12 protein-coding genes are annotated in these 14156 nt (G+C 71.4%); 10 read left to right on the forward strand and 2 right to left on the reverse strand.

What is annotated here, in order from left to right; translation table 11 throughout:
• Positions 1-50 precede the first annotated feature (50 nt).
• Positions 51-1298, reverse strand: a complete 1248-nt coding sequence (locus M2283_RS24935) for an ATP-grasp domain-containing protein (RefSeq protein WP_280878565.1) — start codon at positions 1296-1298, stop codon at positions 51-53.
• Positions 1299-1536: 238 nt separating this feature from the next.
• Between M2283_RS24935 and fahA the strand changes: the two genes are divergently transcribed.
• From fahA to M2283_RS24980, 9 genes are all read left to right on the forward strand, one after another.
• Positions 1537-2778, forward strand: coding sequence for a fumarylacetoacetase (gene fahA / locus M2283_RS24940; RefSeq protein WP_280878566.1), 1242 nt, complete (start codon positions 1537-1539; stop codon positions 2776-2778).
• A gap of 86 nt (positions 2779-2864) precedes the next feature.
• The gene (locus tag M2283_RS24945) at positions 2865-3035 is read left to right on the forward strand and encodes a hypothetical protein (RefSeq protein WP_280878567.1); all 171 of its coding nucleotides are present in this window, start codon (positions 2865-2867) and stop codon (positions 3033-3035) included.
• Entirely contained in the window at positions 3032-3973 is a 942-nt protein-coding gene (locus M2283_RS24950; RefSeq protein ID WP_280878568.1) for a M56 family metallopeptidase, read from the forward strand. The genes M2283_RS24945 and M2283_RS24950 overlap by 4 nt, the downstream gene beginning before the upstream one ends.
• Positions 3974-4153: 180 nt before the next feature.
• Positions 4154-4942: a GntR family transcriptional regulator gene (locus M2283_RS24955; protein ID WP_280878569.1), complete on the forward strand. Its 789-nt coding sequence runs from the start codon at positions 4154-4156 to the stop codon at positions 4940-4942.
• A 65-nt stretch (positions 4943-5007) separates the two neighbouring features.
• Positions 5008-5235 carry a 4Fe-4S dicluster domain-containing protein gene (locus tag M2283_RS24960; protein ID WP_030790138.1) on the forward strand — a complete coding sequence of 76 codons (228 nt, stop codon included), beginning with the start codon at positions 5008-5010 and terminating at the stop codon, positions 5233-5235.
• A 16-nt stretch (positions 5236-5251) separates the two neighbouring features.
• On the forward strand, positions 5252-6622 hold the full coding sequence (locus tag M2283_RS24965) for an ABC transporter substrate-binding protein (protein ID WP_280878570.1): 1371 nt from the start codon (positions 5252-5254) through the stop codon (positions 6620-6622).
• A complete protein-coding gene (locus M2283_RS24970) occupies positions 6619-7506 on the forward strand; it encodes an ABC transporter permease (RefSeq protein ID WP_280878571.1) in 888 nt (295 codons plus the stop codon). Before M2283_RS24965 ends, M2283_RS24970 begins: the two co-directional genes overlap by 4 nt.
• Positions 7490-8380, forward strand: coding sequence for an ABC transporter ATP-binding protein (locus M2283_RS24975; protein ID WP_280878572.1), 891 nt, complete (start codon positions 7490-7492; stop codon positions 8378-8380). Before M2283_RS24970 ends, M2283_RS24975 begins: the two co-directional genes overlap by 17 nt.
• Positions 8381-8391: 11 nt before the next feature.
• Complete coding sequence (locus M2283_RS24980; RefSeq protein ID WP_280878573.1) at positions 8392-11247, forward strand: fumarate reductase/succinate dehydrogenase flavoprotein subunit; 2856 nt, start codon at positions 8392-8394, stop codon at positions 11245-11247.
• Positions 11248-11312: 65 nt separating this feature from the next.
• Here M2283_RS24980 and recQ read toward each other — a convergent pair whose 3' ends face one another.
• Positions 11313-13364 carry a DNA helicase RecQ gene (gene recQ / locus M2283_RS24985; RefSeq protein WP_280878735.1) on the reverse strand — a complete coding sequence of 684 codons (2052 nt, stop codon included), beginning with the start codon at positions 13362-13364 and terminating at the stop codon, positions 11313-11315.
• A 245-nt stretch (positions 13365-13609) separates the two neighbouring features.
• Between recQ and M2283_RS24990 the strand changes: the two genes are divergently transcribed.
• Positions 13610-14149, forward strand: coding sequence for a hypothetical protein (locus M2283_RS24990; protein WP_280878574.1), 540 nt, complete (start codon positions 13610-13612; stop codon positions 14147-14149).
• Positions 14150-14156 lie beyond the last annotated feature (7 nt).

The following is a 14156-nucleotide window of genomic DNA, read 5'->3' on the forward strand; positions in this document are numbered from 1 at the left end:
CGCCACTTCGTGTCCGGCTCGGGCGGCCGATACTGCTGGCTGGTTGCTGGCTAGCTGCCCGAACCGGTCGTGCTGCCGCGGCGGTTGGTGCGCCACAGCTGATACAGGTGCTTCGTGCCAGGTCGCACGAAGCGGGTGAGCATCGTGAGGAACGGCAGCGGGTCGTCACCCGCGAGCCAGGCCAGCTCCGTCCCGCTCGCGCGCGCCGGTGCGTGCGGCGTCGTATAGCCGCTGCGGCGGTACGCGAGCAGAGCGGGCAGGTCGATGTTCTCCACGATGTACCGGTGGCCGGCGCGCTGTTCCCCCTCCGGGACGGAGCGGCCGGTCAGATCCAGATGCATGGCGCGGACGACGTCCACTCCCGACTCGCTCTCGAAGAGCCGGAACTGGGCGCCCATGCGTGGGTTGAAGTCGAGCAGTTTGTACTGTCCGTCGCGTCGGTCGAAGCGCAGGTCGAGGTCGATGATCCCGGTGAAGCCGATCTGCTTGATGAAACGCGCGGCGAGGTCCGCGAGTTCCGGATTGTCGACGACATACGCGTTCGCGGTCATCCCGGCGTGCGGCGGCCAGGAGCGGACCTTCACTCCTGTGAACATCGCGCGCGGGGTCGCGTCCTGGTCGAAATAGGCGTGCACGATCCAGTCCTCGGCCTCCTCCCGCGGCAGGTACTCCTGGAGGATCACGCCGGGGTGCTCGCCCCAGCCGCGGGCGAGCGCGAGCAGGCCCTCGCGGGTGGCGATCTTCGTGGTGCCGTTCACCGCGGGCCGTGCGCGGCGCAGGAACGCCTCGCGGTTCTTGGCCACCACCGGGAAGACCGCCTTCTCGGCGAAGTCCACGATCTCGTCGTACGACCGCGGGAAGGCGGCCGTCGGGCTCGGGATGCCGTGCTCCACGCACAGTTCGTGCAGGCCCTGCTTGCTGGCCAGATGCCGGGGCAGGTCGCGCTCCACGTGCGGGAAGAGGAAGCGGCCGGCGAGTTCGTCCTGGTGCTCGGCGATCAGCACGGCGGCCTCTTCGTCCGTCGGAATGAGCACGGTGGGGCGGCCGATGCGGCGCCCGACGCGCAGCAGGCCCTCCACCAGGTGATCGGGGTCCTCCGTGCCGGTGGTCGGCCAGACGAAGGCCTTCTTGAGATAGCGGCTGGCGGCGGCGGGCGTGTAGGCGTCCTCCGTGATCGCGTACATCGGCACGCCGAGGCGGCCGAGGCTGCGTATCGCGCCCACTCCGCCGTGGTGCAACGGATAGTCGCCGAACTTCACGATCAGGCCTGGCACATCACGATCAGCTTCAAAAGGCACACTGGCAGCACTTTTGGCCACGGGTCCCCCCACGCGTCCCCCCTACGGACCGGACCCACCCCGTCCGTGTCCCCCAAAGGACGCTAAGCCGGAATTGGGCCGTCCGACAAGGCCAATTCGGACATTGCAAACTCTTTAGACACTGTCAGGACAGGCAACTCAGCCGTAACGTGTGGCACGGCCGCATGTCAGAACGCGACACATGGTGAGAGTGAGGCAGCACCCCATGCCCCCCTTCGTGCCCCCTTTCGACGTCCCCGAGGGCGACCCTTTCGGTGTCCACAACCTTCCGTACGGCGTCTTCTCGCGCGCGGGATCCGACGGCGGGCCCGCTGACGGGTCCGACGGGCGGACGGTGGGCGTCCGGCTCGGCGACCACGTCCTGGACGCGGGCGCGGCGGCGCGGGCGCTCGGTTCGCCGTACGCCGCCCTGCTCGCCCGCCCCTCGCTGAACCCGCTGCTCGCGGCCGGCTCCACGGCCTGGTCGGACGTACGGCGCGCGCTGACGGCGTGGATGACGGTGCCGGCGCACCAGGAGACCGTCGCGCCCTTCCTGTACCCGCTGTCGTCGGTGACCCTCCACCTCCCCTTCGAGGTCGCGGACTACGTCGACTTCTACGCCTCCGAGAACCACGCGCGGAACGTCGGCCGGATCTTCCGCCCGGACGCCCCCGACCCGCTGACCCCCAACTGGAAGCACCTGCCCATCGGTTACCACGGGCGCTCGGGCACGGTGGTGGTCTCGGGCACGGATGTCGTACGACCGTCCGGGCAGCGCAAGGCCCCCACCGACCCGGCACCCGTCTTCGGCCCCTCCGTCCGCCTGGACATCGAGGCCGAGGTCGGCTTCGTGGTCGGCGCTCCCTCGCCGATGGGCGAGTCGGTGGCGCTCGGCGACTTCCGGGACCACGTCTTCGGGCTCTGCCTCCTCAACGACTGGTCGGCGCGCGACCTCCAGGCCTGGGAGTACGTCCCCCTCGGCCCGTTCCTCGGCAAGTCCTTCGCCACCTCGGTGTCGGCGTGGATCACGCCGCTGGACGCGCTGGAGGACGCGGCGGTGGCTCCGCCGGAGCGCACGCACGCGTTGCTGCCGTATCTGGACGACGGCGCGACCGGGATCGACCCGGGCGGCTACGACCTGCGGATCTCCGTCGCGATCAACGGCCATGTCGTCTCCGAGCCGCCCTTCTCCACCATGTACTGGACGGCCGCCCAGCAGTTGACCCACATGACGGTCAACGGCGCCTCCCTGCGCACCGGGGACCTGTACGGCTCGGGCACGGTGAGCGGGCCCGAGCGGTCGGAACGCGGGTCGTTGCTGGAGCTGACCTGGAACGGGACCGAACCCCTGGAACTCCCCGACGGCAAACGGACGTTCCTGGAGGACGGGGATGTCGTCACGCTGTCGGCGTGGGCACCAGGGCCGGGCGGGGTCCGGGTGGGCTTGGGCGAGGTGACGGGGCGGATCGTCTCGGGGTGACGGGGTGACGGGGTGACGGGGTGACGGGGTGACGGGGTGACGGGGAGTTGGGGGACGGGGACGTACGGGGTGACGGGGAGTCGGGTGTGACGGGGGACGTACGGGGTGTAGTGGGTCTTTCCCATGTCCTGACGTTCGGCCCGGGCACCGGCATACTGGCGGCGGGCGGACTGGCCGCGGGCGGAACGCGCGCCGAGCCCGTCGCCCCGTACCGCCCCTCTCCTTCCTCCGACCAGGATCCGGAGCCCGTGGCATGACCGTCTGCCTGCTCCTGCTGAGCGTCGTCGCCCTGACGGCCGCCGTGCCGGTGCCGCGCGCCCTGGTGCGGGCGGGTTGGCCCGACCGGGAACCCGTGGTCGCGCTGTGGGTGTGGCAGTGCCTGGTGGCCACCGTCCTGCTGTGCTGTCTGACGGCGCTCGTGCTGGGCGCAGCCGCCGTCTTCCACACCGTCCGCGACCACGTCTTCGCACCGGCGCCGCCCGCCGTGACCGCCGCGTACGACCTGTCCGCCGCGCCGGTCTGGGCCGCCACCCTCACCCTCCTGCTGGCCTGCGGCGCAGCCTGGACGACGGCGATGCTCGCCCGCGAGCTCGTCGAGGCCCGCCGGCACCGCGGACAGGCCCGGGCCCAGTTGCGCGAGCGCGCGCCCGAACTGCCCGGCGGCCTGGAAGAGGCGGCACGCGGACCGCTCCTGGTGCTGGAGGACGAGTACCCGGACGCCTGGTGGATGCCGGGTCACCCGCCCCAGCTGGTCGTCACCACCGGCGCCCTGCACCGCCTCACCGACCCCCAGTTGGAATCGGTCCTCACCCACGAGCGCGATCACGCCCGCGCCCACCACGACTGGCTGCTGCACCTGTCGACGGCGCTCGCGACGGGCTTTCCCCGGGTGCCTCTCTTCGCCCACTTCTGCGACCAGACCCACCGGTTGGTGGAGCTCGCGGCCGATGACACGGCGTCGCGTCGCTGCGGTCACCTCACCACCGCGCTGGCCCTGATCGAGCTGAACCAGCACCGGGGTGTGCTGTCCTGCGCGTCCAGCCACCGGCTGCTCGGGGAGCGCGTCGACCGTCTCTTGCAACCGCCCCCTCGCCTCGGCCGGCGTCATCGGGCCCTGACCACGACGGTCGCGACGCTGGTGCCGCTGCTGCCGTTGCTGATCACGTTCGCTCCTGGGCTGACGGCGTTGGGGTGACCGGCTGTCGAGCCGGGTGACGCGGACCGGCATCGAACGATGCCGTGGGTCCCGCCGCCAGTGGCAGATGTAGGCCCACAGCCACCGTTTCCCCAGCTCAACCGTCCCCCCGGCGGAGCCCTGGGTGGCGCAACACTCCCGCAACACTCCATTCCCTACCGGCTCGCTATGGTTCGAAACATGCCATCCAGCGACCGCGTCCGGGACCACGCAGGGCAGGGTGCGACCACCGTCGCCGCCCACCGTGCGCGGCGTCGGCTGCGCGCCGACCAGGCACGGCAGCTCGCCGATCTGCTCCGCCACCAGCTGCTGGCCAGCGGTTTCCCGGACGGCACGCTCCCACACGAGACGACCCTCGCCGCCGACTACCGCGCCACCCGCAACACCGTCCGCGAGGCCCTGGACCTGCTCAGGGCCGAGGGGCTGGTGGAACGGCTGCCCGGTGTCGGCACCGTGGTGGTCGCCGAGAAGTACCCGCACGGCCTGGACCGGCTGATGGGCCTCGCGGAGACCCTTCGCGAGCACGGCCGGGTCACCAACGAGGTCCGCACGATGGGCCCCGCCTCCGCACCCGCTCCGGTCGCCGAACGCCTGCACGTCCCGCCCGGCTCGGACGTCCTCTACATCGAACGTCTGCGCCGCCTGGACGGCCTCCCCCTCTCGCTCGACCTCACCTACATCCCGCTCGACATCGGCACCGCCCTGCTCGGCGCCGACCTGGAGAACACCGACGTCTTCCGCCTCCTGGAAGCCATCACCGGCCGGCCCCTCGGGCACGCCGAGATCACCCTGGAGGCGGTGAACGCGGACACCCACTCCGCCGCCGTACTCGAAGCCCCGCGCGGCGCGGCCGTCCTGATGCTGGAACGCCTCACGCATCTCGACGACGGCCGCCCGGTCGACCTGGAGTTCATCCGCTTCCGCGGCGACCGCATCACGATGAGCGGCCTCCTGCACCGCTCCCTCTGACCCACCTCTCCGGCCCTTTTTTCCGCCCCCCCGCTCTGACTTGCTGGACCTTCCTGGAGACAGCCATGCCTTTGGTGCCCCAGCGGGCCGACGTGCCCGTGACCATCGACGAGTCGAAGTGCATCGACGGCTGCACGCTCTGCGTCGACATGTGCCCCTTGGACTCCCTCGCCATCGACGAGAGCAACGGCAAGGCCTATATGCACGTCGACGAGTGCTGGTACTGCGGCCCGTGCGCGGCCCGCTGTCCCACCGGAGCCGTGACGGTCAACATGCCCTATCTGCTGCGGTGAGAGGCCCCGAACTCCCATGAAACACAAACCGGTCGCCGCCGCGGCGGCCCTGCTCCTGTTCCCTCTGTCGGCCTGCGGCGGCAGCGCCTCGGCAGGCGACGGCTCCGTCGTCACCGTCACCGTCGGCTACCAGTCCAAGACCATCAACACGGTCACCGCGGGCACCCTCCTGCGCTCCCTCGGCTACTTCGAGAAGGACCTCAACGCCCTCCACGACGGCCACACCTACAAGGTCGACTGGCAGGACTACGCCACCGGCGCACCCATCACGGCCCAGATGACCGCCGGAAAGATCGACATCGGCTCGATGGGCGACTTCCCGCTGCTCATCAACGCGGCCCGCGGCAAGCAGCTCGGCAAGCCGACCCGCCTGGTCTCCATCACCGGCTACAACCTCCGCGGCGGCCTCAACACCGTCGTCACCGCACCCGACTCCACACTCACCTCCCTCACGGACCTCAAGGGCAAGAAGGTCTCCACGAGCATCGGCTCGGCCGCCGACGGCACCCTCGTACGCGCCCTCCAAGAGGCCGGCATCGACCCCGACAAGGGCATCGAGAAGCTCAACCAGCAGCCCGCGGTGGGCGCTTCGGCCCTGGTCGCCGGCAGCGTGGACGCGCTCTCCCAGTTCGTCGCCTGGCCCGGCCTGCTCACCTACCAGGGCAAGGCTAAGGCCCTGTACGACGGCGCCCAGTTGAACCACCCGACCTTCCACGGCGTCACCGCCCGTCAGGACTTCGCCGAGCAGCGGCCCGCCGTCCTGGAGGCCTTCCTCAAGGCCCAGTCCGAGGCGACGGACTACCTCAACGCCCACCCCGTCGCCGCCGCCGAGAAGGTCGCCAAGGCCACCGAGCTGCCCGCCGAGGTCGTCTACCTCTACAACGGCGCCCACGGCATCGCCACCTTCGACCCGGCGATCAAGCCCCAACTCGTCGCCGCGCTCAAGGAGGACGTCTCCGTCCTGAAGGCCGCGAAGCTGACCGGCGACGTGGACGTGGACTCCTTCGTCGACGACCAGTACGCCAAGAAGGCCCTCGGCGCGGACTACGCCACCCGACTCGCCGCGAAGCCGGCTGCCGCCGCGAGCGAGGTGTGGCCGAAGGGATCGACAGGTGCGGCAGGTTCGGCGGGTTCCGAGAAGACGCTCGCCTTCAAGTCCCCTGCCGAGGCGCTGAGTTACGTCGCCCGGCACCGGAACGGCATCCGCGCCGCCTACGTCCCCGACGCCACCACCGGCACCCTGTGGTTCGCCGACAAGGCGGTGTGGGTGACCGATGGCGAGGAGTTGCTGCCGTTCGTGGCACCGGCGACCGCGAAGGCGTACATCGCCGCCCACGGTGGCGCCCGCGTCATCACGTACGCCGACGCGCTGGAGCAGGCATCGTGAGCGGGCGCCCGAAACAGGCGGGCCGGTATGTGCTGCGGCTCGGCTCGCTCGCCGCCGCCCTCGGCATCTGGCAGCTCCTGACCAGCCTGGACGTCGACCTGTGGCTGCGCTTCTCGCAGTTCCCCACGGTCGCCGACGTGGCCCGCGCCTTCGCCGACCGGGTGTCCGGACCGGACTACTGGACGGACCTCACCGACAGCCTCACCCGTATCCTCACCGGCTTCCTGCTCGCCGCCGTCCTGGGCGTGGCCACCGGCGTGCTCGTGGCCCGCTCGCGGCTCGCCGAGGACCTGCTCGGCCCGGTCCTCGAAGTCCTGCGTCCGATCCCGGCCATCGCCCTGGTCCCCGTCGCGATCCTCCTCTTCCCCTCCAACGAACAGGGCATCGTCTTCATCACCTGCACCGCCGCCTTCTTCCCGGTCCTGGTCTCCACCCGGCACTCGGTCCGCGCGCTCACCCCGGTGTGGGAGGAGGCGGTGCGCACCATGGGCGGCGGCCGGTGGCGCGTCCTCGGCTCGGTCGTCCTGCCGGGCGCACTGCCCGGCATCTTCGGCGGCCTGTCGGTCGGCATCGGCGTCTCGTGGATCTGCGTGATCTCCGCCGAGATGATCTCCGGCCAGTACGGCGTCGGTTACCGCACCTGGCAGGACTACACCATCGTCAACTACCCGGGCGTCTTCGTCGGCATGGTCACCATCGGCATCCTCGGCTGGCTCACTTCCACGGCGGTGGAGTTGCTCGGTCGGAGGCTGACGCGCTGGCTGCCACGGACGTCGTACATGTCCGGCGGGCGCCCTGCGCGTCGAGTGCGCGGTACCACCACCGCCCGCGCGCCGGTCGCCCCCAGGAGCAAGGAGGACGTGCCCCATGACCAGCTCGTCTGAGGTCCGCACGGCGGGCTCTTCCGGCACCCGGCCATCCGACCCTTCCGGCGTCCGCCCGACGGACTCCCCCGGCGCCCGCCCAACCGACTCCCCCGGTGTCCACCCGACCGATACCTCCGGCGCCCGCCCGGCCTCCTCCCGCACCGGCGCGGCGCTGGCCCTGCGCGAAGCCACCCTCGGTCGACCTGGCGCACCCGTGCTCGACGCCGTGGACCTCGCCGTCTCCCCCGGCGGGATCCTCACCGTCGTCGGAGCGTCCGGCTGCGGCAAGTCGACCCTGTTGCGCACGCTGGCCGGGCTGTTGTCGCCGCTCGCCGGAGAAGTCACCCAGGACGGGCGCCTGTTGACGGGTCCCGGCGCCGACCGCGCCCTGATCTTCCAGGAGGACGCTCTCCTGCCATGGCGCACTCTGCGCGCCAACGTCGAACTCCCCCTCGCCATCAAGGGGTTGCCGCGCGCCGAACGCCGGGCCCAGGCCGACTCCTGGCTCGACCGCGTCGGACTCGCCCCGCTCGCCCGGCAGTTGCCGCACCGCGTCTCCGGCGGGCAGCGCCAGCGCGCCCAACTCGCCCGCGCCCTCGCGGGAGCGCCGCGTGCCGTCCTGATGGACGAACCCTTCGGCGCCCTCGACGCCCAGACCCGCGCCGGCATGCAGGACCTGCTGGTCGAGGTGTTGCGCGGCACGGGCGCGACCGTCGTCTTCGTCACCCACGACGTGGACGAGGCCCTGTTCCTCGGCGACCGCGTGGCCCTCCTCGGCGCCGGCCGGCTGACGGCCGTACGCGATGTGCCGCGCCCGCGCGACCGTACGACGCACGACGACCCGGCGCGCACCGCCCTGCGGCGCGAAGTCCTCACCTCGCTCGGTACCTGAAAGGCCCCCCGGTGACCACCGTGAACACTCCCCCGGCGACTCCCGTGCACACGCCCTTGGAGATCCCCGCGCTCGCCGACGCCGAGGAACTCACCTGCGACGTCCTCGTCATCGGCGGCGGCACCGCCGGCACGATGGCCGCGCTGACCGCCGCCGAGCACGGCGCGGACGTGATCCTGCTGGAGAAGGCCCACGTCCGGCACTCCGGCGCCCTCGCCATGGGCATGGACGGCGTCAACAACGCGGTCATCCCCGGCCGCGCCGAGCCCGACGACTACGTCGCCGAGATCACCCGCGCCAACGACGGCATCGTCGACCAGTCCACCGTCCGCCAGACCGCCACTCGCGGCTTCGGCATGGTGCAGCGCCTGGAGTCGTACGGCGTGAAGTTCGAGAAGGACGAGCACGGCGAGTACGCGGTCCGCCAGGTCCATCGCTCGGGCTCGTACGTGCTGCCGATGCCGGAGGGCAAGGACGTCAAGAAGGTCCTGTACCGGCAGTTGCGGCGGCGCGAGATGCGCGAGCGGATCCGCATCGAGAACCGGGTGATGCCGGTGCGGGTGCTGACCGTTGATGGGCGGGCCGTGGGGGCGGTCGGCTTCAACACGCGCACCGGCGCCTTCGTCACCGTCCGCGCCGGCGCGGTGATCCTGGCCACCGGCGCGTGCGGCCGACTCGGCCTGCCCGCCTCCGGCTACCTGTACGGCACCTACGAGAACCCGACCAACGCGGGCGACGGCTACGCGATGGCCTACCACGCGGGCGCCGAACTCACCGGCATCGAGTGCTTCCAGATCAACCCGCTGATCAAGGACTACAACGGCCCCGCCTGCGCCTACGTCGCCAACCCCTTCGGCGGCTACCAGGTCAACCGGCACGGCGAACGCTTCGTCGACTCCGACTACTGGTCCGGCCAGATGATGGCGGAGTTCGCGGCGGAGGTGGCGAGCGACCGGGGGCCCGTGTACCTGAAGTTGAGCCACCTCCCGGAGGAGTCGATCTCCGCTCTGGAGTCGATCCTGCACTCCACCGAGCGCCCGACCCGCGGCACCTTCCACTCCGGCCGCGGCCACGACTACCGCACCCACGACGTCGAGATGCACATCTCCGAGATCGGCCTGTGCGGCGGCCACTCGGCCTCCGGCGTCCGCGTCGACGACCACGCCCGCACGACCGTCCCCCGCCTGTACGCCGCCGGCGACCTGGCCTGCGTGCCGCACAACTACATGATCGGCGCGTTCGTCTTCGGCGACCTGGCGGGCGCGGACGCCTCCCAATACACGGCGTACGAAGGGGAGTTGCCGACCGCCCAGCTCCGCGAGGCGCATGAGCTGATCTACCGCCCGCTGGGCAACCCGGACGGCCCGCCGCAGACCCAGGTCGAGTACAAACTGCGCCGCTTCGTGAACGACTACGTGGCCCCGCCCAAGTCCGGCGCCCGACTCTCCCTGGCCCTTGAGGCGTTCGAGCGCATGCACGCCGACATCGCGGAGATGGGTGCGCGCACCCCGCACGAACTGATGCGCTGCGCCGAGGTCAGCTTCATCCGCGACTGCGCCGAGATGGCCGCGCGTGCCTCCCTGGCCCGCACGGAGTCCCGCTGGGGCCTCTACCACGATCGTCTCGACCACCCTCATCGCGACGACGCCTCCTGGTTCCACCACCTCGATCTGCACAAGTCCCCCTCCGGTGCGATGGAGTTCACGGCCCGTCCCGTGGCTCCCTATCTGGTTCCCATCGACGAGTTCACGCCCGTCGGCGGCCCCTCCCGTCACCTCGGCGAGGTCCACGCCGAGGACGTCGCCACCGCCGGCTCCCGGGACCTGGCCCCGGTCGCCACCCTCACCGAGGGCACGGACCCGAACCTCGCCCCCGTCATTTCGGACTCCCCCGAACCCGAGCCCGAGGAGTCCTCAGGCCGCCTCCTCGAACTCGTCGCCCTCGCCGACGAACAGCCCGAACTCGACTCCCTACGCCCCTACTTGACCGACCCGTCCGCCGCCGTCCGCCGCGAGGCCGTCGCCGTCCTCACCGAGACGGTCCCACCGGGCACGGGCCCCGCCCTCGCCGCCTCCCTCCGCGACACCGCCCCCGAGGTACGGTCCGCGGCCGCCGCCTCCCTCCGCGAACTCGTCGAGACACTCCCGCCGGACCCCGCCCTCTACGACGGCCTGGTTGCCGCCCTGACCGAACCCGATCCGATCGTCCGCGCCGCCTCCCTCGACGTCCTGCGCGCCCTGCGCCTGGGCAACGCCGCCCTCTACTCCGCCTCCCTCTCCGACACCGACATCCCCGTCCGCATCGAGGCCGTACGCGCCCTCGTCTCGGTCGACGCCGCCCCCGAACTGGCCCACGCCGCCACCACGGACGCGTCCCGCGAGGTCCGCGTGACCATCGCGAAGGCGTTGGCGACGGTGACGGCGACCCGCCGGGCGCAGGTCCACGGCATACACGAGGCCCACGGCACTCACGTGGGCAGTGACCCAGGCACCGACGTCGTCCTGACCGCCCTGACCGCCCTCACCGAACTCACCGACGACCCCGACCCCTTGGTCCAGGGCGCCGCCTATGGCGCACTCGGCACGACCGGCTGCCCCGCACCCCTCGCCGTCCGCGCTGTGCTCGCCCTGGCCGCCCCGGCCTGGCAGGTCAGGTCTGGCGCCGCGACCGCCCTGTCCGCCGCCGACCCCGACGTGGCCGTCCCCGCCCTCGTCAAGACCCTCGCCGACCCGAACGCCGACGTCCGCAAAGCCGCCGTCCTGGCGCTCACCCGGCACACCGCCACCGAGGACGCCCGAGCAGCCCTCGCCACGGCCACGACGGATACGGATGCAGACGTCAGGGCGTATGCGTCACGGGCGCTGTGACAGTGCGGGGCGCCTCTTCGCCATGAGGCGCCCACCGCACTGAGCCGACGCCGAGGGCCAGTCCCCTATATCCAGTCCTCCGGCTCCGGCTCCATATCCATCTCGGGCCAGTGATCCGCGCCCGGATCGGCGGCGGCCGTCGGCGTCGCCCTTGCCGCTGCCGTCACTTTCGGCGCTGCCGTTGCCGCCGGTGTCGGCGTTGCCGCCGCCGCCGTGGGAGCCGCCTCCGGCGCATCCCCCAGCGCCGCCAGCACCCCGATCACGCCCTCCCCGTACGTCGCCAGCTTCTTCTCGCCGACCCCGCTGATCGTGCCGAGCTGGGACACCGACGTAGGCCAGACCGTGGCGATCTCGCGGAGGGTGGCGTCGTGGAAGATGACGTAGGCGGGGACGCCCTGTTCGCGGGCCTGTTCGCCGCGCCAGGCGCGTAGCGCCTCGAAGGCCGGCTGCAGGGCCTCCGGCAGTTCCGCCGCGGCGGCCTTGGCCTTGCGGTCGCCCCGGCTGCCGGAGGAGGAGCCCGACTTCGAGCCCGCGGGCTTCTTCGGCTCCTTGCGCAGCGGTACCTCCCGCTCGCGCCGCAGTACCGTCCCGCTGGCCTCGGTCAGCACCAGCGTGCCGTAGTCGCCCTCGACCGCGAGCAGTCCCTGTGCCAGCAACTGCCGTACGACGCCCCGCCAGTCGCCCTCGGGGAGGTCCTCGCCGATGCCGAACACGGACAGCTGGTCGTGGTCGAACTGGATGACCTTGGCCGTGCGCCGCCCCATGAGGATGTCGACGATCTGCACCGCGCCGAACTTCTGCCCGCGCTCCCGCTGCAGCCGCACCACCGTGGACAGCACCTTCTGGGCCGCGACCGTGCCGTCCCAGGTCTCCGGCGGGGTGAGGCAGGTGTCGCAGTTGCCGCAGGCGCTCGCGTCGGGGTCCTGGCCGAAGTAGGCGAGGAGCTGGCCCCGGCGGCACTGGGCCGTCTCGCACAGGGCCAGCATCGACTCCAGGTGGGAGGCGGAGCGGCGGCGGAACGCCTCGTCGCCCTCGCTGGACTGGATCATCTTGCGCTGTTGTATGACGTCGTTGAGGCCGTAGGCCATCCAGGCCGTGGAGGGCAGACCGTCACGGCCCGCGCGGCCCGTCTCCTGGTAGTAGCCCTCGACCGACTTGGGCAGGTCGAGGTGGGCGACGAAGCGGACGTCCGGCTTGTCGATGCCCATGCCGAAGGCGATCGTCGCGACGACCACGAGGCCTTCCTCGCGCAGGAAGCGGGACTGGTTCGCCGCACGGGTGCCCGCGTCCAGGCCCGCGTGGTACGGCACCGCCTCGACGCCGTTGCGGGAGAGGAACTCCGCCGTCTTCTCGACCGAGTTGCGCGAGAGGCAGTACACGATGCCCGCGTCGCCCGGGTGCTCCTCGCGCAGGAAGCTCAGCAGCTGCTTCTTGGGGTCGGCCTTCGGGACGATCCGGTACTGGATGTTGGGCCGGTCGAAGCTCGCCACGAAGTGCCGGGCCGTCGGCATGCCGAGCCGCTCGGTGATCTCCTGGTGCGTGGCGTGCGTGGCCGTCGCCGTGAGCGCGATCCGCGGGACGTCCGGCCAGCGCTCGCCCAGGACGGAGAGGGTCAGATAGTCGGGGCGGAAGTCGTGGCCCCACGAGGACACACAGTGCGCCTCGTCGATCGCGAAGACCGAGATCTTGCCGCGGGTGAGCAGATCCAGGCTGGAGTCCAGCCGCAGTCGCTCGGGCGCCATGTACAGCACGTCCAGCTCGCCGGCCAGGAACTCGGCCTCGACCACGCGCCGCTCGTCGAAGTCCTGCGTGGAGTTCATGAACCCCGCGTTCACCCCGAGTGCCCGCAGCGCGTCCACCTGGTCCTGCATCAGCGCGATCAGCGGCGAGACCACGACACCCGTACCGGGTCTGACCAGGGCCGGGATCTGGTAGCACAGCGACTTGCCGCCGCCGGTCGGCATGAGGACCACGGCGTCGCCGCCGGCCACCACATGCTCGATGACCTCTTCCTGCTCGCCGCGGAAGGTCTCGTATCCGAAGACCCGGTGCAGCGTGGAGAGCGCTTCGCTCTCCGTGACCCCTGGCATCTCGCTGATCCCGCCCATCCCACGCATCGTCCCGTCCCCCGTACGTCGTCCCTCGACCACTGCGTCCACGATAGGTGCCCGGACTGACAGCCATGGAGTTATCCACAGGCTGGTGACGGTGACGGGGTGCGGTCAGTCGAATGGCTCCGTCACATGGCGCGACCGATACGGCCGGGACATGCTGCTGGGGCGGGACGGGGGAGGTCCGCCACGCCACCGAACGGACGGCGCGCCGTGCGTGCGGACGCCTCCCGAAGTCAAGGAGCCCCACCATGTCCCCTCGGTCCCTGCAGGCCGTCAAGGCCGCCATCGCGGTGGCGACGGCCGCGGCCTTCGCGCTGACCGCCGCCCCGGCCCACGCCGCGCCCGCTCCCGACCCGTCCGCGTGGACCGAGCTGAGCACGACGTACCAGGCCACCGCCAAGTACGGGTACGAGGCGTCCGCCGCGGGCGGCGGCTACGTACGCACCGACGAGTGCGTCGCCGACCCGGCCGAGGGCGGCATGGGCTATCACTACGTCAACCCGGCGAACATCGGTTCACTCGATCCGGAGAAGCCGGCGGCCCTGCTGTACGCGGAGGGGTCCAAGAACGCGTACGCGGACATCGCCGACTTCGGCAGCGGGCGCAAGCTGGTCGCGGTGGAGTGGGTCGTGAAGGACGAGGGGCAGGCCGCTCCGACGCTGTTCGGGCAGACCTTCCAGAAGGACCAGCTCCCCGGCCACTTCACCCTCCACGCCTGGATCTACAAGCCCAACTCCAAGGGCCTGTTCGCCTCGTGGAACCCTCTGGTCGTCTGCCCGACGGTCTGACCACCGC

Source organism: Streptomyces pseudovenezuelae, assembly GCF_029892565.1.
Taxonomy (GTDB): domain Bacteria; phylum Actinomycetota; class Actinomycetes; order Streptomycetales; family Streptomycetaceae; genus Streptomyces; species Streptomyces pseudovenezuelae_A.